Annotated in this window: 21 protein-coding genes and 2 tRNA genes; 14 read left to right on the top strand and 9 right to left on the bottom strand. The window is 53.7% G+C overall.

Translation table 11 applies throughout. The features are described from left to right. Nucleotides 1–102: 102 nt before the first annotated feature. Together LC431_RS13450 and LC431_RS13445 are read left to right on the top strand one after the other, a co-directional pair. Nucleotides 103–190, top strand: a tRNA-Ser gene (locus LC431_RS13450). 195 nt (nt 191–385) lie between these two features. Then, a tRNA-Ser gene (locus tag LC431_RS13445) sits at nt 386–473 on the top strand. 80 nt (nt 474–553) lie between these two features. On the opposite strand, the gene LC431_RS13440 is transcribed toward LC431_RS13445, so the two are convergent. Beyond that, nucleotides 554–1471 carry an AraC family transcriptional regulator gene (locus LC431_RS13440; RefSeq protein ID WP_013574889.1) on the bottom strand — a complete coding sequence of 306 codons (918 nt, stop codon included), beginning with the start codon at nt 1469–1471 and terminating at the stop codon, nt 554–556. Nucleotides 1472–1608: 137 nt separating this feature from the next. On the opposite strand from LC431_RS13440, the gene LC431_RS13435 reads away from it, so the two are divergent. The 5 genes from LC431_RS13435 to LC431_RS13415 all read left to right on the top strand — a co-directional run bounded on the left by LC431_RS13435 (nt 1609) and on the right by LC431_RS13415 (nt 8429). Further along, nucleotides 1609–2499, top strand: a complete 891-nt coding sequence (locus tag LC431_RS13435; RefSeq protein ID WP_013574890.1) for an SDR family oxidoreductase — start codon at nt 1609–1611, stop codon at nt 2497–2499. A gap of 198 nt (nt 2500–2697) precedes the next feature. Next, nucleotides 2698–3786, top strand: coding sequence for an ABC transporter substrate-binding protein (locus LC431_RS13430; protein ID WP_013574891.1), 1089 nt, complete (start codon nt 2698–2700; stop codon nt 3784–3786). Nucleotides 3787–3873: 87 nt separating this feature from the next. Continuing rightward, on the top strand, nt 3874–5643 hold the full coding sequence (locus LC431_RS13425; protein WP_013574892.1) for an iron ABC transporter permease: 1770 nt from the start codon (nt 3874–3876) through the stop codon (nt 5641–5643). Then, nucleotides 5636–6706: an ABC transporter ATP-binding protein gene (locus LC431_RS13420; protein ID WP_013574893.1), complete on the top strand. Its 1071-nt coding sequence runs from the start codon at nt 5636–5638 to the stop codon at nt 6704–6706. The genes LC431_RS13425 and LC431_RS13420 overlap by 8 nt, the downstream gene beginning before the upstream one ends. Before the next feature lie 97 nt (nt 6707–6803). Beyond that, on the top strand, nt 6804–8429 hold the full coding sequence (locus tag LC431_RS13415) for a methyl-accepting chemotaxis protein (RefSeq protein ID WP_223509982.1): 1626 nt from the start codon (nt 6804–6806) through the stop codon (nt 8427–8429). Nucleotides 8430–8436: 7 nt separating this feature from the next. Here LC431_RS13415 and LC431_RS13410 read toward each other — a convergent pair whose 3' ends face one another. Continuing rightward, nucleotides 8437–9036, bottom strand: coding sequence for a hypothetical protein (locus LC431_RS13410; protein WP_013574895.1), 600 nt, complete (start codon nt 9034–9036; stop codon nt 8437–8439). A gap of 241 nt (nt 9037–9277) precedes the next feature. Between LC431_RS13410 and osmE the strand changes: the two genes are divergently transcribed. Then, complete coding sequence (osmE, locus tag LC431_RS13405) at nt 9278–9610, top strand: osmotically-inducible lipoprotein OsmE (RefSeq protein WP_013574896.1); 333 nt, start codon at nt 9278–9280, stop codon at nt 9608–9610. A gap of 41 nt (nt 9611–9651) precedes the next feature. On the opposite strand, the gene LC431_RS13400 is transcribed toward osmE, so the two are convergent. Continuing rightward, nucleotides 9652–11379 (bottom strand): potassium/proton antiporter, encoded by a 1728-nt coding sequence (locus LC431_RS13400; protein WP_013574897.1) that lies wholly within the window; start codon nt 11377–11379, stop codon nt 9652–9654. Between the two features lie 194 nt (nt 11380–11573). On the opposite strand from LC431_RS13400, the gene LC431_RS13395 reads away from it, so the two are divergent. Further along, entirely contained in the window at nt 11574–11768 is a 195-nt protein-coding gene (locus LC431_RS13395; protein WP_037036572.1) for a hypothetical protein, read from the top strand. Between the two features lie 50 nt (nt 11769–11818). Here LC431_RS13395 and LC431_RS13390 read toward each other — a convergent pair whose 3' ends face one another. The 3 genes from LC431_RS13390 to puuD are packed head-to-tail and all read right to left on the bottom strand — an operon-like array spanning nt 11819 to nt 14548. Further along, the gene (locus tag LC431_RS13390; RefSeq protein ID WP_051931096.1) at nt 11819–13132 is read right to left on the bottom strand and encodes an FAD-binding oxidoreductase; all 1314 of its coding nucleotides are present in this window, start codon (nt 13130–13132) and stop codon (nt 11819–11821) included. A gap of 50 nt (nt 13133–13182) precedes the next feature. Continuing rightward, nucleotides 13183–13740 carry an HTH-type transcriptional regulator PuuR gene (gene puuR, locus LC431_RS13385; protein ID WP_013574900.1) on the bottom strand — a complete coding sequence of 186 codons (558 nt, stop codon included), beginning with the start codon at nt 13738–13740 and terminating at the stop codon, nt 13183–13185. A gap of 4 nt (nt 13741–13744) precedes the next feature. Beyond that, nucleotides 13745–14548, bottom strand: a complete 804-nt coding sequence (gene puuD, locus LC431_RS13380) for a gamma-glutamyl-gamma-aminobutyrate hydrolase (RefSeq protein ID WP_015689631.1) — start codon at nt 14546–14548, stop codon at nt 13745–13747. A 373-nt stretch (nt 14549–14921) separates the two neighbouring features. Between puuD and LC431_RS13375 the strand changes: the two genes are divergently transcribed. After that, complete coding sequence (locus LC431_RS13375; protein ID WP_051931116.1) at nt 14922–16346, top strand: glutamine synthetase family protein; 1425 nt, start codon at nt 14922–14924, stop codon at nt 16344–16346. A 461-nt stretch (nt 16347–16807) separates the two neighbouring features. Continuing rightward, on the top strand, nt 16808–18184 hold the full coding sequence (locus LC431_RS13370) for an APC family permease (protein ID WP_013574904.1): 1377 nt from the start codon (nt 16808–16810) through the stop codon (nt 18182–18184). Between the two features lie 683 nt (nt 18185–18867). On the opposite strand, the gene sbcB is transcribed toward LC431_RS13370, so the two are convergent. Next, nucleotides 18868–20295, bottom strand: a complete 1428-nt coding sequence (gene sbcB, locus LC431_RS13365; protein WP_015689632.1) for an exodeoxyribonuclease I — start codon at nt 20293–20295, stop codon at nt 18868–18870. Between the two features lie 237 nt (nt 20296–20532). On the opposite strand from sbcB, the gene LC431_RS13360 reads away from it, so the two are divergent. After that, a complete protein-coding gene (locus LC431_RS13360) occupies nt 20533–21630 on the top strand; it encodes an FUSC family protein (RefSeq protein WP_037035971.1) in 1098 nt (365 codons plus the stop codon). Between the two features lie 167 nt (nt 21631–21797). Then, a complete protein-coding gene (locus tag LC431_RS13355; RefSeq protein ID WP_013574907.1) occupies nt 21798–22130 on the top strand; it encodes a DUF496 family protein in 333 nt (110 codons plus the stop codon). Nucleotides 22131–22193: 63 nt separating this feature from the next. On the opposite strand, the gene LC431_RS13350 is transcribed toward LC431_RS13355, so the two are convergent. Next, complete coding sequence (locus tag LC431_RS13350; RefSeq protein WP_112197744.1) at nt 22194–23153, bottom strand: D-2-hydroxyacid dehydrogenase family protein; 960 nt, start codon at nt 23151–23153, stop codon at nt 22194–22196. A 200-nt stretch (nt 23154–23353) separates the two neighbouring features. After that, nucleotides 23354–24457, bottom strand: coding sequence for an ABC transporter ATP-binding protein (locus tag LC431_RS13345; RefSeq protein ID WP_037035967.1), 1104 nt, complete (start codon nt 24455–24457; stop codon nt 23354–23356). A gap of 276 nt (nt 24458–24733) precedes the next feature. On the opposite strand from LC431_RS13345, the gene LC431_RS13340 reads away from it, so the two are divergent. Then, complete coding sequence (locus LC431_RS13340; RefSeq protein WP_223509981.1) at nt 24734–25960, top strand: extracellular solute-binding protein; 1227 nt, start codon at nt 24734–24736, stop codon at nt 25958–25960. Nucleotides 25961–26022: the final 62 nt, after the last annotated feature.

Genomic DNA, 26022 nt, shown 5'->3' with positions numbered 1-26022 from the left:
GCTTAAATCGCCGCTTGCGAACCGAATGCCTGTTTTTCAGGCAATCAGAACAGAATCAGGCTTTACAAGCGGATCGGCACTGTTTATAGTTCGCTTCGTTGCGGAGGGGTGGCCGAGCGGCTGAAGGCACCGGTCTTGAAAACCGGCGATGGGAAACCATTCGAGAGTTCGAATCTCTCCTCCTCCGCCATAAACAACACAAGAAAGCTGCTAAGCAATTAGCGGCTTTTTTTGTCTCTGTTATTTATGCCCGACTTTGTGTACGCGGTTTAAATGCTCATAAAATCAACAAACTAGACTGAAAATAATATTTGCATCTTTTTTCCGGTCTTGTATACTACGCCCCGTACTGAGCGACTGAGGTCGTAACGTACTTGTTGTTTACGGAGGGGTGGCCGAGCGGCTGAAGGCACCGGTCTTGAAAACCGGCGATGGGAAACCATTCGAGAGTTCGAATCTCTCCTCCTCCGCCATAAACAACACAATAAAGCTGCTAAGTGATTAGCGGCTTTTTTTGTATCTGAAATTCCCCCTTTGCCCCTCCACTTATTCTTCAGACGGCTTCTTTCTGCCCGTATTGCCTTGGCGAACATCCCAGTGTGCGTTTGAACGCCGTACTGAAAGCACTTTCTGATTCGTACCCAAGCGAAAGCGCCACGGCTGATACCGGTTCTTTAGTATTCGCCAGCCGGTCGCCAGCCAGCAACATCCGCCAGCGCGTCAGGTATTCCAGCGGCGCACTGCCCACAGCCTGTTTGAATTTTTGAGAAAATACAGAACGCGACATACCCGCCCGTTCTGCCAGCGTTTGCACCGTCCAGCGCTGCGCCGGGTTTTCATGCATTGCATTCAGCGCTTTGGATAACTGCTTATCGGCCAGTGCGGCAAACCAGCCGCTGGTTTCACCTTCCGGCGCGTTATCGACGTGCATCCGCAGCGCCTGTACCAGCATCATGTGCGCCATATGCTGCGCAATAAGCAACCCGCCGGGACGCTGGTCACGCAGTTCCTGCATCATCCGTTCAACCGCCCAGCGCAGGCTGGCTCTGTCGGATTCTTTTGAGATATGCACCACCGGCGGCAGCATCGCCAGCAGGGTAGAGGCGTTTGCGCCGCTGACCGCAAACCGGCTGCCGGTGAGGAAGAAATCCTGGCCGCCGTTACAGGAAACCGTTCCGCCATCCTGCGCCTGCTGGAAAATGGGCCCGGCATCGACGGACGGAAGGCTAAGATCGCTGGCCAGCCGGAACGGGCGTCCGCTGGGTAACACAAAGCAGTCTCCGGCTTTCAGATGCACTGCGCCTGGCACGGAATCGACTGCCAGCCAGCATTCACCGCGAATAATCGCGTTACATTTAATCGACTGATAATGGTCGGGAAATTGCACCGACCAGGCGCCTCCGGCTTCAAAACCTTTGGACATATAACTGCGCGGCTTCAGCAGTGATAACACATCAGAAAGAGGGTCCATCAGCGACTCCGGACGATTGCAAAGATAATGCGGACATTAGCGCATAGATCGTCTTTCCTCCAGCCCCTATATTTTATGACGTAAGTTCTGGGCTTTTGTAGCCACGACAGGTTTAGCCAACAACGGGGAAATTCGCAATGCGTGTATTTGTGACAGGTGCAACAGGTTTTGTCGGTTCTGCGGTGGTTCAGGAATTGCTGCGGGCCGGTCATCAGGTGCTGGGGCTGGCCCGTTCGGATGCCTCGGCGCAGGCGCTGACCGACGCGGGTGCCGGTGTTCATCGCGGCAGTATTGAAGATCTTGAGAGCCTCGCATCCGGCGCCGCGCAGGCCGACGGGGTGATCCACACCGCGTTTATCCATGACTTTTCGAAGTTTCTGGAAAATTGTGAAAAAGACCGGCTGGCGATTGGCGCATTAGGCGCTGCGCTGAAGGGCACCCATAAACCGCTGATTGTCACCTCCGGCACGGCGCTGGTGAACAATGGCCGTCTGGCTACGGAAAATGATTTACCCGATCCGTACGGGCAAAATCCTCGCGTGGCGTCCGATCTTGCCGTCGCTAAACTGGCAGAGCAGGGCGTGCGGGTGTCACTGGTGCGTCTCCCGCCATCGGTGCATGGCGCGGGCGATCATGGATTTGTGCCGCTGCTCATTGCGCTGGCGCGGGAAAAGGGGGAATCAGCGTATCCGGGGGATGGCGAAAACCGCTGGCCGGCGGTGAACCGTTTTGATGCCGCGCAAGTGTTTGTGCTGGCACTGGAGAAGGGCGCGCAGAATGCGATTTATCACGCGAATGCAGAAGAAGGTGTGCCATTCCGTGAGATTGCCACCCTCATCGGTAAGCACCTGAACCTGCCGGTGGTGAGTAAAAACGGGCCAGATCTGGCGGCACATTTTGGCTGGTTTACCCATTTTGCCTCATTAAATAATCCGACCTCAAGTCAGATCACCCGCGATATTTTGGGCTGGAAACCCGTACATCAGGATTTACTGACCGATATTGATACCGCCGGATATTTTAAATAATCCCCGTTTTCTGTCCTTAAAAACAGGCCATTCAGAGGGCCTGTTTTGCGTTTTCCACCGTGGTTTTTATGGTGTTAATTGCTTAAAAAACGCCACGAATCACAAATCGGGAAGATAAAAACGTTACCCTATTGCCTGTCCGATGTTATGCGTTATGTTGATTTTTAGTTTCCCAAATGTAACTAGAGGTTAACAATAATGTCGAATAAATTACGTATCTCTCTGATTGCTCTGGCTGTAATGATGTCTTCCTCTGCAATGTCTGCATTACCTCAAGGCTACCCGGCTGACTATCAAAAAATCGTCGATGCGGCGACTAAAGAAGGCAAAGTCGTGGTCTATTCCACGACTGACACCAAAGCCGCTGGCCCGCTGATCCAGGGCTTCGAGGCGACGTATCCGGGCATTAAAGTCGAATACAACGACATGAACAGCACCGAGCTGTACAACCGTTATATCAGCGAACAGGCGGCGGGCGGCACCAGCGGCGACGTGGTCTGGAGTTCCTCGATGGATACCGCGCTGAAACTGGCGACCGACTACGCGCAGGAATATAAATCCCCTGAACAGGGGCAACTGCCAAAATGGGCAGTGTGGAAAGACAAAGCCTACGGCACGACGTATGAACCGGTAGTGTTTATCTATAACAAACGCCTGATCCCGGCCGGTGATGTGCCTGATTCCCATGCGGCACTGGCAAAACTGATCGCCAGCCAGACCGAAAAGTTCAACAAAAAAGTCACGACTTACGATATTGAGAAATCCGGTCTCGGCTTCATGCTGTCCGTACAGGATTTCAAAGCCGATCCGAATTATTTCAAAACGCTGGCTGACGTGGCCAAAGGCGGCTTAGCAGTGCAATCCTCTACCGGCACCATGATGGAACGTGTCTCTTCCGGCGAAAACCTGATCGGCTTTAACATCCTGGGTTCCTACGCCGAAGCCCGCGCTAAAACTGACCCGTCACTGGGGATTTCTTATCCGAAGGATTACACCCTGGTGCTTTCCCGCGTTTCCTTCATCAGTCAGGAATCGAAAAACAGCAACGCGGCCAAACTGTGGCTGGACTATGTCTTGTCCGAGAAGGGGCAGAGCATTCTGGCCAATCAGGCTGACATTCCCTCCATCCGTAACGATATCGAAGGCAAAAATGATATCGATGGTATGACCAAAATGCTGGGCAACGCGCTCAAACCCATCCCGGTGGATGAAACCCTGCTGGAATACCTGCAACAGAAAAAACGCCTGGATTACATCAAACAGTGGCGTACCGCTGCTGCCAAGTAGTGACATATCGAAGCGCGTCACTTTCCGCCGCGCTTCCTTTTTCCTGCCTGATTTCGCTCTCCTTGTTTCTAACCGAAGGGAAGTAACATGAATGCATTGCGCAGAAAGTGGCAGAGCCTGCCGCGCGGCATTGTGGTGTTGATAACGGCGCTGGTTATCTACATTCCGTTGTCGTTCATCGTGATACAGAGTTTCCTCTCCGCGCCGTTCTTTTCGCCGTCGAAAGAATGGAGCCTCGAATCCTTTGGATTCATCTTTACTGATCCGGATTTCTACAAGGCCCTGAAAAGCGGCTTTATTCTGGCCTTCGGGCTGGTGGTCATCGCCATCCCGCTTGGCGGTATTCTGGCGTTCCTGATGGTGCGTACGGATTTGCCGGGCAGACGCGTGATTGAACCGCTGATCCTGGTGCCGATTTTTGTGTCGCCGATGGTATTAGGTTTCGGTTACGTGGTGGCCGCCGGACCGGTCGGGTTCTTTTCACTGTGGGCACAGGCGATCCTCGGTTTCGTGCCGTGGAACATCTACGACATGTCGAGCATCGTGGTGATTGCCGGTCTGACGCATGTTCCTCACGCCTATCTGTATATCTCCTCGGCGTTGCGCAGCGTCGGGTCGGATGTTGAGGAAGCCGCGCGAACCGCAGGCGCCTCGCCGTTACAGGTGATGACGGCGGTCAGTCTGCCGATGGTGCGCCCGTCGATTCTGTACGCCACCGTTTTGCTGTTCTTCCTCGGGCTGGAAGTGTTCGGCCTGATGCTGGTACTGGGTGACCCGGAAGGCAACATGGTGCTGGCGACCTATCTTTATCAGCTGACCAACAAACTTGGTACGCCGTCTTATCATCTGATGGCTGCGGTTGCCGTGGTGCTGATTTGTATCACTATTCCGCTGGTGATGTTGCAGCGCCGCCTGATGCGTACCGCCAACCGCTTCGTGACGGTGAAAGGTAAAGCGTCGCAGGCGCGTGCTTTACCGCTTGGAAAATGGCGCTGGGTGGCCGGGGCTGTGGTGGCGTTCTGGCTGACGGTGACCATCGGCGTTCCGCTGATTGGTGTGATGCTGCGTGCATTTATCTCTAACTGGGGCGTCGGGGTTTCCATCTGGGATGAACTCTCGCTCAACACGTTCCGCACTATCTGGGAACAGCCGAACCTGCTGCGCGCTATCGTCAACTCGATGGCCATTGGCGTCATTGGCGGTGCGCTGGCAGTGGCCTGTTATCTGTTTATCGGTATTGCGATGCACCGTAAACCCGACGGCGTCACCCGTTTCCTTGATTACAGCGTACTGGTGCCGCGTGCGGTGCCGGGGCTGCTGGCCGGTCTGGCTTTCCTGTGGGTGTTCCTGTTCCTGCCGATGTGGCTCGATAACGCGCTCAAATCCGGCTGGCTTTCCGGCATGCCGTGGTCACAGTGGTTGCGCGATAACCTGGTGGTCTGGTTGCGATCGTTGCGCAGTACGATTTTCAGCGTCTGGCTGGCGTATACCGTGGTGTGGATGGCGTATGGTCTGCGGCTGATTTCCTCGACACTGTTGCAGGTCGGGCCGGAGCTGGAAGAGGCGGCGCGCAGTACCGGGGCGACCCGCGGGCAGATCACCCGTCACGTTACCATTCCGCTGTCGCGTTACGGCCTGATTGGCTCGTGGCTGCTGATGTTCCTGATTTTCGAGCGTGAATATTCCACCGGTGTCTATCTTCTTTCGCCGGGTACGGAAACCATCGGCTCGATGCTGGTTTCCCTGTGGGCGGCGGGCGCCATTGATATTGTTGCCGCGCTCTCCTTTATTAACATCCTGCTGGTGGTGTTAGGTCTGGGTATTGCCCTTCGTTTCGGAGTGAAATTACATGATTGAATTATCTGTCGACAATCTGCACCTGACTTATGGTGATAATCCGGTGCTGAAGGGCGTTTCCATGGATCTGAAACGCGGCGAAGTGGTGTCATTGCTCGGGCCTTCCGGCAGCGGAAAAACCACCTTGCTGCGTGCCGTCGCCGGGCTGGAAAAGCCGGTGAAAGGCACTATCGTCATTGGCAAAAACAAAGTTTATGACGGCACACCGCGCAGCGAAATTCCGGCCGAAGAGCGCAATCTCGGGCTGGTGTTTCAGTCTTACGCCCTGTGGCCGCATAAAACCGTGTTTGAGAACGTGGCGTATCCGCTGAAATTACGTAAGGTTTCGGCGGGTGAAATTACCCGGCGCGTACAGGATGTGCTGAATCAGCTGGGCCTCGGGCATCTGGGCAAGCGCCACCCGCATCAGCTTTCCGGCGGTCAGCAGCAGCGCGTGGCGATTGGCCGTGCGCTGGTCTACAACCCGCCGGTGATTTTGCTCGATGAGCCGCTGTCAAACCTGGATGCCAAACTGCGTGAAGAGGCGCGGGTGTTCCTGCGCGAACTGATCATTAAACTCGGACTGTCGGCGCTGATGGTGACGCATGACCAGAATGAAGCGATGGCGATTTCTGACCGTATTCTTTTGCTCAACAACGGCAAAATTGAACAGCAGGGTACGCCGCAGGAAATGTACGGTTCGCCGAAAACCCTGTTTACCGCAGAATTTATGGGCAGCAACAATCGTCTGCACGGCAAAGTCACCGAAGTGCGTGAGGGTAAAGCGCGTATCGAAGGCAGCGACTGGGTGCTGTGGGGGCTGGCGGGTGAGGGGGTGCAGGCCGGGCAAGAAGGGACGGCGGTGATCCGCGTCGAACGCGTGGTGCTGGCCGACGGGCCGGGCGAGAATCAGCTGGAATTACCGCTTCTGACCAGCATGTATCTCGGTGACCGCTGGGAATATCTGTTCCGCACAACCGGCGATGATTTTGTGATCCGTGCTTACGGCACCGATGTGCGCGACCCGCAGCATTGCCGTCTGGCACTTCCCGAAAACCATGTGTGGATCTTCCCGAAACAATAAGTAATCGCAGGGAGCGGTTCAGCGCCGCTCCCTGAAATACTTCTGTCATTTCCCGCGAGTAAAATTCTGTTTCTTCTCTAAATAATGCAGAATAATCATGAATTTAACTTCTCGTTCACTTATTGGTAAAATGCCATTCAACAGATTGTTTCGATCGGGTTTCATCAAACGTCCTCGGGGGATTCTTTTCGGGGTAATTTGCGTTATCACCCTGTTTTCTGCTTTGCAAATCTTCTCCACCGTGGTGCTCACCAAAATCCTGCAGGATGCACATAACAACGTTATTGCGACCGAAAGTCTGCGTCAGCAGCAAGCCGTCATGGATAAAGCCCGTATGGAACTGCTGATGGCCAGCGACAAACTGAACCGTGCCGGTATTTATTACATGCAGGATAAAGAAACCGGCTCGGTCGGGAGCTGGAACAGCCTGATGGAAGAATCGCTGGGTTCGCTTGCCGCGTCGCAAAAAGCGTTTGCACAATTCGAAGGTATGACGAAAAACGCCGATACGGCTGCCACCGAGCTGAAATCCAGCTATCAGATGTTCTACGACGGCTTGCGGGAACAGGCGAACGGTCTGCAAAAGAACAACAATATCGATTCCTTCTTTGAAGTGCCGATCCAGGCGTTTCAGGATGACTTCAGCCAGAAATATTATGCTTATCTGGCGGTTAATGAGCACACAGCGGTGTCCCTGAGCGACCGCTTACTCAATGCGCTGACGCAGGCGAAAACGCTGTTTATGGGCGCGCTGGTCATTCTGGCGGTGATTGCGGTGCTGGTCTGGCGCGGTGTGTCTGCGTGGATTATCCGTCCGTTGCAACGCATGATCGGGCACATCAGCGTGCTGGCTGCCGGGGATTTATCGCGCGATGTCGAAGATGACCACGCGCGGGTGATTGAAGTCCGCGAGCTGGGTGTCAGCCTGCGCAACATGCAGCACGGCCTGCAAAAACTGGTCAGTGAAGTGCGCGATGCCTCCTCGCATATCATGATCAATATCAATCAGATGGCAAAGGGTAACGAGGAATTATCGGCACAGGCCGCCATTCAGAGCGAAGAACTCAGCGCTGCCACTGAACACATCACCCATCTTAATGAACGTGTGAAAGAAAACGCCGCCTATGCGTTGCAGGCCAGTCAACGCGCCGAGCAGGCGAAAGGCGTGGCGACGCGCGGCGGGGAAGTGATGGGGCAGGTGGATACCGCGATGAAAGAGATTGTCAGCCAGTCTTCAGAAATGAGCAGTATTGTCTCGATGATCGACAGCGTGGCGTTTCAGACCAATATTCTGGCGCTGAATGCGGCGATTGAAGCGGCGCATGCCGGGCAGCACGGACGCGGGTTTGCTGTGGTGGCGAAAGAAATCGGTCTGCTGGCGCAAAAGAGCAGCCATTCGACGCGCGGCATTCACCAGCTGATTGATGAGTCCGTGCAGCAAATTGATCGCGGTTCGGCATCCGTTACGGTGCTGGGGCAAAGTCTGGAAGAGATTATTCATATCTTCAACGGCCTGAGCACGTTAGTCAGTGAGATTTCGGCAGCGACGTTGTATCAGGGGCAAAGTGTTCACGATGTCTCCGAACGCATTACCGCGCTTAATCATGTGACGCTGCAAAACGGCAAACTGGCGGATCATGCGGCGGCATCTTCCCAGCAGTTGCTGGACCAGTCGCAGCGTCTGGAAAAAGCTGTGGTGCGGTTTGCCCTGACCGCCGCGTGATGCCCGGTTATTTCTGATGCCACACCAGCATGCTGCCTTCGCTGTGTCCGGTCACCGGATCCGTCGCGGGCAGCGGGACGGCGTTCACCGCTTTGGTGCGAGCCGCCAGTTGCGGCAATTCGTCATGGCATAAATCGGCTTTGATGCCCGGCGGATACGCGCCGACCAGCATAAAATCGTCATCGGCAGAAATCTGTTTATGGCCGATTCCGGCCGGAAGCAGTAACACATCGCCGACTTTCACTTCGATAATATTGCCGTGCTCGCCGCCCAGTTGCAGCTTCGCCGTACCGGCAAAAACACCCAGCACTTCAGGTGTGTTGGAATGAAAATGCGTAAAGGTATAGACGGGATAACGCCACTGCGGCGGCCAGCCGTTGGCGCGGAAAAGGTGTTCGAGATAGTCGGCATTATCGGCGGTATCAGGCGGAATGACGCGGTGATAAATCAGCACCGGTAACGTATTATTCGGCACACCGCCGTCGGGTTTATCAATCCGCAGAGTATCCATGGCAACCTCCCGGGGAGTCGCGAAGCCCGTTTGGGGTATCGGCATCAGGGCTATAACACCCAGCAAAGTCACAAACCGGCGTCGATCCAAATGCATCAGTAATAGCTCCTTGTCGAGCAATCAATGGCTTACCTCTTTCATGTATAGATCAAAAAGCCCTGAATATCTTCTTTTTGCACACATAAAAATGCATGTCAGGCCGCGCTAAAAATCTCCATTCCGGTTATCAGAAAAAACTTAAAATATGGTGCAATTAATAAATAGAAGTCATATCGGCTGGCTAAATCCCTTATGTCTTCTATGCTTAACAATACAAAAATACTCAGGAGGAGAAGTTATGAACAAGAAAATGTTACTTGTGGTTGCTACAGCAGTTTCGGTTCTGGCAGGGTGTCAGACTTATGACCGTGCGGCGAGTTACGTTAAAGAACCGGTAGTCAGTGATGTCAAAGTCGGGATGACGAAATCGCAGGTTCGTGCCATTGCAGGACCACCGTCAACGGAAGCGACGCTGATCCACGCCAAAGGGACTTGTCAGACTTATGCGGTCGCCCCGCGTGATGGTAAAGCTCAGACCTACTTCGTCAGCTTTAACGACACCGGTCATGTCATGAACAAAGGTTATCAGTCCTGTTCAGACTACGACAAAGACCCGCAGGCTGCTCAGTAATACGTTTTCCTTCCCCTCGTGAGAGGGGAAGGAGCCGGAATTTAAGCCTTCTGCGTCACAATCCTCACGCCGACTTTACTCACCCGATTTCCTTCCATTTCCGCAATCGTCCACGTCAGTCCGTCCCATTCGATATGGTCACCGATCACCGGTTCGCCTCCGAGCAGCTTAATGACGAAATGTCCCAGGGTTTGCGACTGATCCACGGTGTCTTCCAGATTCAGACCATATAACTGAGAAATCGCATCCAGCGGGGCATCGGCCTGCAGAATGAAATCACCGAAGAAACGATCATCAAGCACCACTTTATTGCTGTCGCTGAACAATTTACCCAGCTCCGGTAAATCTTTTTCCTGTCCGATGACACACAGAATATCGCCTTCCTTCAGCCGCGTACTGCCGGTCGGATGCAGCATCTCTTTGCCACGGAACAGCGCTGCAATCCGTGTCGCCTGCGGCATTTGCAGATCACGCAGTGCCGCGCCGACGCACCATTTATCGGAGCCGAGCTGATACACGAACTGTTCCCAGTCGTTATACACATCGATATCCAGACCGACGCGGGAAATCGGCGTCGGTTGCGGCGGCACCAGCACTTTGGCTTTTTTGGCCGCAAAGCCTAATGACGTCCCCTGAAGCAGCAAGGAGACCAGCACGATAAAGAAGGCGACATTAAAATACAGCGTGGCATTAGGCAGTCCGGCCATCATCGGGAATACCGCCAGAATGATCGGTACCGCACCGCGCAGGCCAACCCACGAGATAAAGAAGCGTTCGCGCAGGGTAAAGTTTTTGAACGGGATCAGGCTGACAAACACCGACAGCGGACGTGCCAGCAGGATCATCCACAATGACAGCGCCAGCGCCGCGATGGCAATCGGCAACAGATCGCTGGGCGTCAGCAGCAAACCGAGCACCAGGAACATACCAATCTGGCTGAGCCATGCCAGCCCGTCGAAGGTTTGCAAAATACCGTGACGGTTGCGGATGGGCATATTGCCGAGCATCAGGCCGCACAGATACACCGCCAGAATGCCGCTGCCTTCCAGTGACATGGTTGCCGCGTACACCAGCAAACCACCGCTGAACGCCAGCAGCGGATACAGCCCGGCCGCCAGCGTAATCTTATTAATCAGCTTGTGCAGCAGCCAGCCGCCGCCGACACCAAACACAATGCCGAGGCCAAACTGGCGCACCACATCCACCACAAACATCAGGCTCAGGCCGTGTTCACCTTTGGAAATCATGTCGATCAGGGTGATGGTCAGGAATACCGCCATCGGGTCGTTGCTGCCGGATTCAATTTCCAGCGTGGCGCTGACACGTTCGTTCAGACCTTTACCGCCAATCAGCGAGAAGACGGCTGCCGCATCGGTTGAACCGATAATCGCGCCAATCAGTAAACCCTGCATCAGGTTGATATTGAATAACCACGCGGCGGCCAGCCCGGTCAGACCGGCGGTAATCAGAACGCCGACCGTCGCCAGCGACAGCGCGGGCCACAGGGCAACACGAAAGGAAGAGGCGCGGGTACGCATGCCGCCGTCGAGCAAAATCACCGCCAGCGCCAGGTTGCTGACCAGATAGGCGGCGGGGTAATTATCAAACGCAATGCCGCCAATTCCGTCGATGCCTGCCAGCATGCCGATCGCCAGGAAAATGACTAAAATAGGGATGCCAAGCTTAGAAGAGAACGAACTGAGCAAAATGCTCGCTGCGACTAACAGGGCGCCAATAAAGAAAAGAGTATTAATCGTGCTGGCGTCCAAGAGCGTTCTCCTTGTAAGGCATGAGTGGTGCGGGGGCGTGCGGTGTCGTCATCAGTGACAATACCTCTAATTTATCAGGAAAATGAGCGCGTTGCTGAGGTCATTTAGGATTTTTATTAGTTGCACTTAAGAATAAAAAACTATGCTTAAAGATGAGCGATGTCTACGTGCAGTTCATCAAAAAGGAAACCACAATGAGTGAATTTACCGGTGTACACCGTGAGGTGATGAAAGATGGCGCGATCAAACATGTGCTTATCCGCGACGCACAAGGCAATGAACAGTCGATTGCGGCAAAAGATTACATTTCGCAAGGGATCGAGCCAGATCTGAATGAGTTGCCCGAAGTCGGCACTGACAGCGAATTTCCGGTGGCGGGTAAAGGCTGACACAGGGATTTCCCCGCAGTTAAACTGCGGGGCTTTGCAGGATGAAAGGATTACACGCCCAGGCGGTCGCGCAGGGAATAATACGCTGCGCCCAGCATGGTAAATGGCACCTGGAAATTGCGGCCACCGAAGAACGGCATATGCGGTAAACGGGCGAACGCATCAAAACGTTCGGCGTCTCCGCGCAGCATTTCGGTGATGAGCTTCCCGGCCAGATGCGTCAGCGTCACGCCATGCCCGCTGTCACCCTGCATGTAATAGATGTTATTTTCCAGCCGGCCAAATTGCGGCAGGCGCGATAACGTCAGCAGGAAATTGCCGCCCCAGCGGTAATCAATCTTGACGCCTTTAAGCTGCGGAAAGGTGCGGTTAAGTTTGGGCAGGATCACCGAATCGATATTCGGCGGATTTTTACCGCCGTAGGTCACACCGCCGCCGTACAGCATCCGGTTGTCAGCGGTGAGACGGAAATAATCGAGCAGATAATTGCAGTCTTCCACGCAGTAATTGTTGGGCAACAGTGAGAGTGCCATGTCATCCGACAGCGGTTCTGTGGCGACAATCTGCGAGCCACACGGCATGCTGAGACGCGTGAGGCGCGGCGCAAGCTGCTGACTCAGATAGGCGTTGCCCGCCAGAATCACATATTTGGCGCTGACCTGACCTTTGGCCGTGTGCACTAACGCCGGTTCGCCGTGGTCAATGCGCGTGACTGCCGATCCTTCAAATATACGCCCGCCATGACGCCGCACCGCTTCGGCTTCGCCCAGCACCAGATTCAGCGGATGAAGGTGGCCGCCATTTTTATCCAGCAGCCCGCCGACGTAACGGTCGGTGGCGATTTCGCGCCGCACGGCGGTTTCATCCAGCAGGGTCAGTTCAGTATGGCCGTAACGGTTCCACAGTTTTTGCTGGTCGCGCAGTTTCGAAAGCTGGCGTGCACTCAGCGCGGCAAAAATACAGCCGGGGCGATAGTCGCAGTCGATGGCATACTGATCAATGCGCTGACGGATGATGTTCGCCCCTTCAAACATCATGCTGCCGAGCATATCAGCGGTCTGCCGTCCGTAGCGGTCTTCAATCACATCAATATCGCGGCTGTAAGAGTTGACCACCTGCCCGCCGTTACGCCCGCTGGCGCCCCAGCCGACCCGTGCGGCCTCAAGCACCACCACATCGTAACCGGCCTCACACAGATATAAAGCAGAAGAAATGCCGGTAAAACCGGCACCGACAATGCAGACATCGCACTCAATATTGTCTGTCAGTTCCGGCCACGGGGCGTGGTCGTTGACAGAACCGGCGTAATAGCTGTCGGTGTGCGGCACACCGGCAGCGCGGGGACTTCCTGTTTGAGCAGTCATGATGACATCCTTCTTCGGGTTCCCGTTGCCACGCCCGGAGCCGATGACAACTAGAAGGTATTAGGGGTATGCGCGCTGACAATCCTGCAAATCCGCGTCGAAATATTACTGAAACTATGAGGGTTCGCGGTGTTAATGGCATAACTTTGCCCCGCACGCAGCGGGTAACTCTGACCGTTGACGGTTAAGATGATTTCTCCTTCTAACAGGGTGCCGACTTCCTCACCCTGATGTTTGATTTTGTCACCTGTGGTGCTGCCGGGCTGATAGGTTTCCAGCAACATGGCAACGGTATGGTTTGGCGTGCCGTTGTGGACCATGCGCATGGACACGCCGCGGCTGCCGATTTCAATTAAATCCGCCGCATTAATCACGATACGCGGCGCGTTACTTTTATGTTCTTCGGCGAAAAACTCCGAAAGTGACAGCCCGTAAACCCGCAATAACTTTTGCAACGTACTGACGGCGGGGCTGACTTTATCCTGTTCGATGGTGCTGATGGCGCTGTGTGTCAGGCCAGACAACTCGGCGGCTTTGCGCTGTGACATCCCGAGTTGCTGGCGAATTTCAGAAAGCCGGCGACCAGGCGCCAGACTGACTTCGCTCATCCGTTTATTCCTCTCGTGCGCTCCGGGCCTGATGGCCCTTGCGACAGGCAGCGATAAAAGCGTTAAACAGCTGACGCGACACCGGGTCGGTCAGACTGTGCCATTCCGGATGCCACTGCACACCAAGGGCAAACGGATGATTGCGGACACTCACGGCTTCCACCAGATTGTCCGGTGCGCGTGCTTCCACGGTCAGTATGTCACCCAGACGGTTGGCTCCCTGACCGTGAAGGGAGTTCACCTGAAACTGCTGATAATCGGGTAATAATTCCGAAAGTAAGCCGCCCGGTTCGATATGTACCGGATGCACGAGATCATACTGATTGTCGTGCGGCAAGGTGGTGTCTTCGCGGTGATCCATATAGCCCGGCACGTCCTGCACTTTACGGTGCAAACTGCCGCCGGTGGCAACCACCAGTTCCTGTAATCCGCGACAGGCGGCGAACAACGGGATTTTTTTATCCAGCGTCGCGCGAATCAACTGCAAACTCAGGCGGTCACGGCCGGGATCGGCCTGCTCCTCGACACCTTCTTCACCGTACTGATGAGGCTCAATATTGCTGGGGCTGCCGGTGAGGAAGATGCCGTCGAGACCGCGCAGAATCTGGTCTATCGCGCCTTCGCGCGCTGCCAGTTCATGTGGCAGACAAACGGGAAGGGCATCGGCGTTGAAAATGGCGTCCAGATACTTTTCGTGGACAGTCAGGGCAGGATTTTCATCAACGATGTTTTTACACATGACTACCCCAATGACCGGTCTGTAGCGCGTCTCTTTTCCCGCAGATGCCGTGGAAAATATATTGCCCATAATACCGCCTCGTTGAGTAGATGAATTGGCTGACAGTACGTGCCTCCCCGCACGTTACTGCTCAGAATATTGACCTTATATTGACCAATTTAGCAGCGCTCAGGTCGCTTTTCAAACTGATATGTTGCGATAATGTACATGTTGCAAATAATTAATGTTAAGGCTAGGGTTAATGATATGGCCGTTATTTTGAGCAATAAACGGTTTGAGCATAAAAGAGCTTTGAGTAAAAAACTGAGAGGATCCCCACTCCATGAGAGCACAGCGTTGAACAAAGTGATGACCCGGTAAAGATAACCGGCTGGCACCCTGTTGGAGCCTGATATGCCGGAAACCAGCAAATGGCGGAAAACCTATGCAAGCGACTGAACTGATGAATGAAATTAAGAAAGAGATTAGCGGGACCGAGCCCCTCGCTAAGCACGTTGAAGAGCGAAGTAGCGCGTTCCAGGATGAAGTATCCCAATACCTGGAGCGTCACCCGCAAACCCTTCACGTCGACGTCCTGCTCACCGATCTCAATGGCTCCTTCCGCGGCAAACGCATTCCCGTCTCAGCACTCCGTAAACTCGAAAAAGGTTGTTATTTCCCGGCATCGGTCTTCGCCATGGACATTCTCGGTAATGTTGTGGAAGAAGCCGGACTAGGCCAGGAACTGGGCGAACCCGACCGCACCTGTGTGCCGGTTCCCGGAACCTTAACGCCATCGGCTTCCGACCCTGAACATACCGGCCAGTTGCTTCTGACCATGCTTGACGAAGATGGCACTCCCTTTAACGTTGAACCACGCAATGTGCTTAATCATATCTGGCAAACATTGCGCCAGCGGGGCCTGTTCCCGGTGGTAGCGGTAGAGCTGGAGTTCTATCTGCTCGACAGGCAGCGTGATGCGGAAGGCTATATTCAGCCACCCTGCACCCCGGGGACGCAGGAACGCAGCATGCATACTCAGGTTTACTCCGTCGATAATCTCGATCACTTTGCGGATGTGCTCAGTGACATTGATCGTCTGGCGCACATTCAGGGGTTACCTGCGGATGGCGCGGTGGCGGAATCTTCACCGGGCCAGTTCGAAATCAATCTGCACCACAGCGAAAATATTCTGCGCGCCTGTGATTACGCCCTGATGCTCAAACGTCTGGTGCGGCTGGTAGCTGAAAATCACGATATGGACGCCACCTTTATGGCGAAACCTTACGATGAATATGCGGGCAGCGGGATGCACATCCATCTCAGCGTGCTCGATGACAACGGTAAAAACCTGTTTGCCAATGCCAGTGGCGAAGATTCTGAACTGATGAAACGCGCGCTCGCTGGCATGATTGCACTGATGCCGGCCTCTATGGCGGTGCTGGCGCCAAACGTCAATTCCTTCCGCCGCTTCCAGCCGGGCATGTATGTGCCGACGCAGGCGTCGTGGGGGCACAATAACCGTACCGTTGCCCTGCGTGTTCCTTGCAGCGGAACCGCCGATCACCGCGTGGAATATCGCGTGGCCGGTGCCGATGCTAACCCGTATTTAGTGGTCGCCACCGTACTGGCGGGCATGCTGTATGGTCTGGACAACGATTTGCCATTACCCGAACCGGTCACCGGTAACGGTCTGGAACAGGAAGGTATTCCGCTGCCTATCCGCCAGAGCGATGCGCTGTATGATTTTGACGATCAGCCCGCGCTGAAGAAAATCCTCGGCGAACGTTTCTCACACGTCTATCACACCTGTAAATCCGATGAACTGTTGCAGTTCGAGAGAAGGGTGACGGAAACGGAGATAGACTGGATGCTCCGCAACGCGTAGCACGGTTAACGAATACGCGCATTATGTTCAATACTGGAAAAGAATTTGTAACGCAACGCCTGTGAATGTTGTCATTCATGCGTGATTTGTGCAAAATACGCCGCACTGCAGATAACCGACGCTTAAAGGCGCCGGTTATTTTTTTTGTATATGCAGTACCCAAACTAATTCAACAGAGGCCGGACCCAGATCCGGATAGATAACAAGGTTCGTGTGCGATCCCAAATTAAAAACGGTCGCCACTATGAGGAAATGTAATATGGGGCAATACTTCAAACCTGTACCGGTGCCTGCCGGTGCTTCTGTCAGCTGCGGTCACATTCGCACAGCCTTCACCTCCGCGTTCAGCGACGTGAAGATCTACCCCCCGTTTACTGGTAATAACTCCCGAAGTTTTCCCTGTACGTTGCTTTCAGAGGCGTTTAAGCGCCCGGTGTCTGCAATTCAGGGAGGGCTGAACCATGTCTGCTAATGCATCTGCCGCTCCGGCCACTCAGCGTGTACAACTGCGTAAAACCCTGACACTGGTTCAGGTTGTCATGATGGGGCTTGCCTATCTGCAACCGATGACCATTTTCGATACGTTCGGCATTGTTTCCGGCCTGACCGATGGTCACGTCGCGACAGCGTACATCTTCGCGCTGATCGCCGTTCTGTTTACTGCCGTGAGCTACGGCAAACTGGTGCAGCGTTTCCCGTCTGCCGGTTCTGCTTACACTTACGCGCAAAAAGCTATCAGCCCGCACGTCGGCTTTATGGTCGGCTGGTCATCACTGCTGGACTACCTGTTCATGCCGATGATCAACATCCTGCTGGCGAAAATCTATCTGGAAGCCATTTTCCCTGGCGTGCCGTCATGGATATTTGTGGTGGCGCTGGTCGGCATGATGACCGCCTTCAACCTGCGCGGCATCAAGATTGTGGCGAACCTGAACAGCATTATCGTTGTGGTGCAGGTGGCGATCATGGTGGTGTTCCTGGGTCTGTTAGTCCGTGGCGTTTATATGGGCGAGGGGATGGGTACGCTGGCAACCACTAAGCCGTTCTTCAGTGAAAATGCGCATGTAGTGCCGATGATTACCGGTGCGACCATTCTGTGCTTCTCATTCCTGGGATTTGACGGTATCAGTTCACTGTCAGAAGAAACGCCAAACGCAGGCAAAGTCATTCCGAAAGCGATTTTCCTGACCGCGCTGATTGGCGGCATCATCTTCGTGGTGGTGTCTTACTTCCTGCAACTGTATTTCCCGGACATCTCGCGCTTTAAAGATCCGGACGCGTCTCAGCCTGAAATCATGCTGTACGTGGCAGGTAAGTTCTTCCAGTCCGTCATTCTGTGTTTCAGTTGTGTAACCGTTCTGGCATCAGGCATGGCCGCACATGCGGGTGTTTCCCGTCTGCTGTACGTAATGGGCCGCGATGGCGTGTTCCCGGAAAAACTGTTCGGTTACGTGCATCCGAAATGGCGTACCCCGACGTTCAACGTATTGCTGGTCGGTGTTGTGGCGATGTCTGCGATAACCTTTGATCTGGTGACAGCGACCGCGCTGATTAACTTCGGTGCGCTGGTGGCGTTCACCTTCGTGAACCTGTCGGTAATTTCACAGTTCTACATCCGTGAAAAACGTAACCGTACGCTGAAAGATCACATCAGTTACCTGATCCTGCCGGTGATTGGTGCGCTGACCGTCGGTGCGTTGTGGCTGAATCTGGAATCGAGTTCGATGACTCTGGGCTTAGTCTGGGGCGCGATTGGCCTCGGATATCTGGCGTTCATCACCAATGCGTTTCGTAAGCAGCCACCGCAGATGAGCGGTGAGATTGCGCCGGAAGCGTAATTTTTGCCCTTTGAAAAGGGCAGGAAACTTTCTTTGCAGAAAGGCCGCTGCAATGGCGGCTCTACTTTGCAGAGGTTGCTGTGATTGCGACTTTTCAAATCTGATCGAGAATATTTCGGTTTCTCACGAACGGTGATTATTGAATGTGTCGCGCCGAAACCGAACAAAGGGGGAAGTGCTTTCCCCCTTTGCATTCCCCCCGCTTTTTTCAACACGCGCTTCCGCAGGCATGACGGACATATTTCCCGGCAACAGTGAGTGGCGTAAAATGTCATCGCTTCGCGATTCCCTCATTTCAGGTGTCGAGCCTTGGGTCTCGAACCGTTCATTCGGTGCCATTTTTGATCACGCCAATACACTTTTCTAAAAGATGAAAAACAATCCGACTTTGAATTTGAGATCGTGCGGGCGGTTCAGAAATCTTGCTGAACGGAGCGGCTTCGAGACCTGTGGCTCGAAGACCGAGAGAAGGAACCGCGCAGCGGCAAGATTTCCAGCCTGTCGCTGTGCTACCTGAAACATTGTGACCAGCGAAGCGCGCAGTGAAAAAAGCGAGGAGAGTCGAGAGAGGAAAAGCACTTTCCTCTCTCGTCGGTTTCGGCACAAAAAGCCGCATGGGAACTGCTTTTGAAAAACCGAAATTCTCACTATTCCGGAAGGGGTTGTTCGGGAATCCCCAAAAATTAACCCACCAGTTTCTTCCCGTATTCAAACAGCGCCTTGAGAAGCGCCATCTTCTCAACATCCCCCTCATGCAAGTTATAGAGCGATTCAAGCTCTAAAATGTACGCCTGCACACGCTCGTCCGTCAGTTTCTCCTGGCGATGCAACATCCAGCGTTTCTGTTCGGCATCGGTCAGCGTGGCAGGGTAGTTGCGGGCGCGGAAACGAAACAACAGCGGTTCGATGCGGGAATCATTAAAGGTCAGATCCAGCGCGGGAAGGTTCTCCGGACGGGTTTCCACAATGATGCGCATGGCCGCGCGATCGGCATCGCTGAAAAAGCCGTCGTAAAGGCGGGCGTCTACGTCATCGGAAGGCGTAAACGGCTCTGCTTCAGCAAACATCGTGACCACTTTCTCGCGCACCTGCGGGTTCTGACGCAGTAACTGCAAATTCTCAAGACAACGCTGACGATCAATACCCAGCCGTTCGGCATTTTCCGGCAACAGTGTTTTGGCCGGTGCCAGCACCGGACATTTGTTGATGTGCACCAGCTTGACCGGCAACGGAGATTGCCCGGCCTGCAACGCCTCGCGGCGGCTGTACAAACGTTCGCGCATCTCATCAGGATTGAGATCTAACAGCGTCGACATATCACCGGCCAGATCGCACATGATCACGGCGTTCTTGTTTTCAGGATGCCATGCCAGTGGTGCGACCCACGCGGTATTCCCGCGCGCCGCGCCGAACATACCGGAAACATGCACCAGCGGGGCCATGGCAGGAATGTCGATCAGGGTATTGAGTTTATGTTTGCTGCGATGCTCGAGCAGGAAGCTGAACAAACGTGGTTGCGCCTGTTTCACCAGCTTTGCCATAGCGATAGTGGCGTAGACGTCGGCCATCGCGTCATGGGCATTTTCGTGTTCAATGCCGTTGGCTTTGGTCAGATGTTCCAGACGGAAGCTCGGAAAACCGTCATCATTTTCCGGCCAGTTGATGCCTTCCGGACGCAGTGCATAACAGGCGCGCATCACATCCAGCAGATCCCAGCGGGAATTGCCGTTCTGCCAGCTGTAGGCATACGGGTCGTAAAAGTTGCGATAAAGGATATTACGGCTCACTTCATCGTCGAAACGGATATTGTTATATCCGACAATGCAGGTGCCCGGCACGCTGAAAGCTTTATGGATTTGCGCGGTAAACTCGGCTTCGATCAGGCCGCGTTCCAGCGCCACTTGTGGCGTAATACCGGTGATCATCACCGCTTCAGGTTCAGGCAGATAATCGTCAGAAGGGCGGCAATAAATCACCAGCGGTTCTTCGATGATATTGAAATCTTCGTCAGTTCTCACCCCGGCAAATTGTGCCGGGCGATCCAGCGCCGGGTTTTTACCGAATGTCTCGTAATCATGAAAATAAAAAGTTTTTTGCGGCTTGTCTGACATGACGGAAATAACCTTAATCAGTGCGGAATGAATGAACTCGACGGCGACTAGGATACCATCCGCCACAATGAAGTCATGACAAAATGCGCAGGCATGGAACACATCATCAAAATCGGCCCGTTGTTCCGCAATACCGCACCGATCCCCCAAATCCCTGACAAAAACCAGGGTGATCCCCTCTGGTAACTCGGCTAAACTACCGCCTTCTTTGAATTTACGCCTTACGGCAGGCTCAACGTGCGTCTCGACAAGAAAATTTCTGCGCTGGATAACGTCATTTACCGTAATTACAGAATGACTCACGCCCTGCGGATCGCGGTGGCATTTATTCTGACATTCCTGATTGTCCGTCTGACGAAAATCCCCGAAGGTACCTGGCCGCTGATCACCCTGGTCGTGGTGATGGGACCGATGTCGTTTTGGGGAAACGTGCTTCAGCGGGTGCTGGAGCGCATTACCGGCACGGTATTGGGTTCCGTTTCCGGGCTGATTGCCTTATGGCTCGAGCTGTACTCTTTTCCTCTGATGCTGGTGTGGTGCGGGATTGTGATGTTTGTCAGCGGCTATCTGACCCTTGGCAAGCGTCCGTATATGGCGCTGCTGATCGGCATTACGCTGGCGGTGGTGTGTGGCGCAGGGCCGGGCGATATGAATACCGCGCTGTGGCGTTCCGGCGATGTGATTTTCGGTTCCCTGCTGGCGCTGCTTTTCGCCAGTATTTATCCGCAGCGCGCGTTTATTCACTGGCGCATGCAGATGGCCGATTACCTGATGTCGCTGAACAAACTCTACAGCGCGTGGTTATCGCCGAATATGCTCGAACGCCCGCATCTGCACGGTAAAATGAAAACGACGATGGGGCAGATGGTCAAGATGCGCGCTCTGTTCGCTCCCGCCAGTAAGGAATCGCATATTCCGCGTGAAGTGTTTGATGCGATCCAGACCCTGAGCCGTAATCTGTTGTGCACGCTGGAACTGCTGGCCGATGCCTACTGGAGTTCGCGCGAAAGCCATTTCCTGATGCTCAATGCCCGCACGCTGCGCAGTGCGCAACTGCTGATGCTCAATACGCTGGAAAAGCTCAGTCTGATGCTGATGAACGGCACGCGAGGCGACGAACTGACGATCAATCATCAGCTCAACGAATCTGCGGAAGAGCTGAAAGCGCTGATGGCGGAAATGAATGCAGCAAATCATCTGGAAGCGCAGGTGTATGGCTACGTGTGGCTGAGTTCACAGGTAGCGGAACAACTGCGGGCTATGGGCGACCTGATCACCATGACGATGCAAAAAGAAGACGCTCAAATAAGCAGCGGTAAAACGCCGAAAGCATGAAGGGATTTTTGTCTGTGGCCTAAAACGGGTAAGATGGCGTTATTGGACGATTATCTGAGCGCGCAGCCCGATCTTTGCTACTCTTCTGCTAGCTGACAGTTAAGGCAGGACAAGCGGTTGCGACAAGTCAGTCACTGAATCTGTGTAACTTAATCGAAGGTGTTAAAATGGACAATATCAATAAGCCGAGTTTCCAGGACGTTCTGGAGTTTGTGCGCATTTTCCGTCGTAAAAACAAATTACAACGCGAAATTGCTGACAACGAAAAGAAAATCCGTGACAACCAGAAACGTGTTCTGCTGCTCGACAACCTGAGTGATTACATCAAACCAGGTATGAGCATCGACGAAATTCAGGCGATCATTGCCAGCATGCGCGGCGACTATGAAGATCGCGTTGATGATTACATCATCCGCAATGCGGACCTGTCGAAAGAACGTCGTGAAATGTCCAAAAAGCTGAAAGCAATGGGCGAAATCAAAGCCAACGAAACCAAGTAGTTTCGTCGCGACCGAATACAAAAACCGGGTTGATGCCCGGTTTTTTTACGCCTGTTGTTTACCTTATTCCAAAACGCGTACCGGTTTTCCGGCCAGAAACGCCTGAATGTCTTCGACGGCTTCGGTGAAATACACCTGATAATTGCCGTCTGAAACGTAGCCCAGATGCGGCGTCGCCAGTACGTTGGGTTGCGTTCTGAAAGGATGATCTGCCGGCAGCGGCTCGACATCAAACACATCCAGTCCGGCACCGGCAATCACACCCTTTTGCAACGCATTGAGCAGGGCGGGTTGATCGACAATCGCGGCGCGCGAGGTATTAATCAGCAAGGCGGAGGGCTTCATCTGCGCCAGTTCCTGCGCACCCAGCAAGCCGCGCGTGCGTTCGCCGAGCACCAGATGAATGGACACCACATCGCTGGTTTGCAGTAATTCTTCTTTCGATGCGCAAAGTGTCACACCCTGTTCCGCCGCGCGTTCTGCGGTCAGGTTCTGGCTCCACGCACACACATCCATACCGAACGCCTGCGCGATATGTGCCATCTTCTGACCAATTTTTCCCAGTCCCAGCAGACCAAGACGTTTGCCGCTCAGGCCAAAACCCAGCGTGCTTTGCCACGAGCCGTTGTGGCGAAACGCATTATTTTCAGTCATCAGATGCCGCGCCAGCCCGAGGATCAGTGCCCATGTCAGCTCAACCGGCGCAGACTGCCCGCTGCCGGTGCCACAGACCGTCACGCCATGCTTTTTCGCCGCCGCGAGATCTATTGAGGCATTGCGCATACCGGAGGTGATCAGCAGTTTCAGTTTGGGCAAACGGGTAAACAGCGCGGCGGTGAACGGTGTGCGTTCACGCATAATCACGACGATATCGGCGTCTTTCAGGGTTTCAGCGAGGGTATTTTCATCAGCAATATGTTCCGTCAGCGCCTGGCATTCCACCTGCGGTGCCAGTGAGCGCCAGTCAGCCAGCGAAAGGGAAACGTTCTGGTAATCATCAAGAATGCGGCATTGCAATGGCATGGGGATCCCTTATCTGAAAATCATGATAAAGAGATATAGCACTGAAACTGCCGGGAGGTGAAGTGTCCCGGTAAGCCCCTTTCCTTTATGCGGCGCAAAAGCCCTGCATAAAGGAAAGGGTGTAAATGAATCTGATGGGGGAAAGCCCTTTAGCGGGGAAAGTGCGGGAGGAGACCGCCGCAGCGGGCGGTCTGACAACATTAATGCAGATGTGAAAGGCTCGGTGCGCTGATGCGCAGACCGTCTTCGCTGAATACCATGCAACGTTTAGCATCGAACCAGGTGGTCAGGCTCTGATAAGGATTGAACGCCATATCGCCCGGCAGCAGCATTTTGAAACCGTCGGTGCCATAACACTGACCAAACAGATAGGTGCTGTTGCCCAGCCGTTCAACCACTTCGCAGTTAAATTCCAGCACGTTTTCAGTTTCCTGCGACAGCAGATGTTCAGGTCGGATGCCGAGCGTCACTTTATCGCCTGCTGCCAGTTCGCTGGTGTTCAGCGCCAGCGTCAGCGTCTTCTCCGGTGTCAGGCGCACTTCGAGCCGCTCCGGCTGCCAGCTCAGCACCTCTGCAGGCAGAAAATTCATCTTCGGCGAGCCGATAAATCCGGCCACAAACTGATTCACCGGGTTGTAGTACAGATCCATCGGCGCGCCTGTCTGCTCGACTTTGCCGTAATTCATCACCACGATTTTATCGGCCAGCGTCATGGCTTCGGTCTGATCGTGCGTCACGTACACCATGGTGGTTTTCAGTTCCTGATGCAGCTTGGAAATGTGTAAACGCATATCCACCCGCAGCTCGGCATCCAGGTTAGACAGCGGTTCATCAAACATAAACACTTGCGGATTTCGCACAATCGCACGACCAATCGCGGTGCGCTGGCGCTGACCGCCGGAAAGCTGTTTCGGTTTTCTGTCCAGCAAATGAGAAAGCTGCAAGGTTTTGGCAACCATCTCCACCTGATGACGAATTTCCTCTTTCGGTACGCCGTTGACTTTTAGCCCGTAACCCATGTTTTCCGCAATGGTCATGTGCGGATACAGCGCGTAAGACTGAAACACCATCGCCACGCCACGGCGTGAAGGGTCGACGTCATTCACCCGTTGCTCGCCAATGTAAACGTCTCCTTCCGTAATATCTTCCAGCCCGGCAATCATGCGCAGAAGGGTGGATTTCCCGCACCCCGACGGCCCGACGAAAACGGTGAACTCGCCGTCTTCAATATCAATATTGATGCCATGCAACGTCACTGTTTTATCGAAACGCTTGACCACATTTTTAAGTCTGATGCTGGACATGTTTGACCTCATGAAGAATTCATACCGCTGATGTTTCGGACTATAACCACCTTGTGTAAGCGTTTGCACAGGCGGGTTTGAATTTTGGAGAGAAGATCACACAATGCGCATCTTTTTGTAGTGATTTATGGTGTGTAAGTTTAACGTATAACATAGTTTTTAAGGCGACATTCATCATTACTAAATCAGATTTTAAAGGGTTGTTTGTATAAAGTGTTGACTGACTGTCGTTACGTACCCTACAAAAATGTTATACCTTCACATTCAGGAGCGACAATGAAAATTACCCACCTTACTGCCCTGGTACTGATGTCATTAAGTCTCAGCAGCCAGGCCGTCCGGGCAGCAGAGGGACAGTTACTTGTCTGGGAAGATATTAAGAAATCTTCCGGTATTTCCGACGCGGTGAAAGATTTTGAAAAAGAGAACAACGTCAAAGTCGTGGTGCAGGAAACGCCTTATGCACAACAAACGGAGAAATTACGTCTGGATGGTCCGGCAGGCATTGGCCCCGATGTCGTCGTGATCCCCAATGATCAGCTGGGCACGGCAGTGGTACAGGGTTTACTGGCGCCGCTGAATCTCGACAAAGCGTTTCTTGCGAGCTTTACGCCGCCAGCATTGAACGCCTTCCAGCTTAAAGGCCAGACCTATGGGGTGCCGAAAGCGGTGGAAACGCTGGTGCTGATTTACAACAAAGATTTACTGCCACAGGCACCGGCAACGTTCGACGAGTATTACACCTTCTCCAAAGCCGAAAGGGCGAAAGGTAAATATGGTCTGTTAGCCAAGTTTGACGAAGTGTATTACGCCTACGGCGCGATGGCTTCGATGGGCGGCTATATATTCGGTAAGGATGCTAAAGGCGAAATCAACGTTGAAGATATCGGCCTGAATAAACCGGGCAGCATTGAAGCCATTACTTACCTGAAGAAATTCTATGCTGACGGGTTATTCCCGGCAGGGATTGTCGGCGATAACGGCCTGAACGCCATCGACTCGCTGTTTACTGAAAAGAAAGCGGCTGCGGTGATCACCGGTCCCTGGGCCTTCCAGCCGTATGAAGCTGCTGGCATTAACTATGGCGTGAAAGCGCTGCCGCTGTTGCCAAACGGCAAACCGATGAGTTCTTTCCTCGGCGTAAAAGGTTATGCGGTTTCAACCTACAGCAAGCAAAAACCGCTGGCGGAAAAATTCATCACCTTCATCAACCAGCCGAAGTACGCCAAAGTGCGCTACGAAGTGACCAAGGAAATCCCGGCACTGACGGCGCTGGTTAATGATCCGATGATCAAAAATGATGAGAAAGCCAACGCGGTGGCCGAACAGTCTACCCGCGCCACGGCGATGCCGGGTGTACCTGAAATGCAGGAAGTCTGGGGGCCTGCGAACAACGGCATCCAGTTGGGGGTGACTGGCAAACAGCCGGTTGATGCCGCGCTGAACGACGCGGTGAAAAATATCCAGATGCAAATCGAAGCGGCGAAAGCCAGCAACGAATAACCGGCAACGCCTGCTGAAACCCACGTATGTCTGACCGGAGGGAGTGATTTCACTCCCTCACC

Origin of the sequence: Rahnella sp. GSA61A (genome assembly GCF_019969905.1) — a bacterium.
GTDB classification, from domain to species: Bacteria; Pseudomonadota; Gammaproteobacteria; order Enterobacterales; family Enterobacteriaceae; genus Rahnella; species Rahnella aceris.
This window is presented reverse-complemented; position numbering and strand designations above follow the sequence as displayed.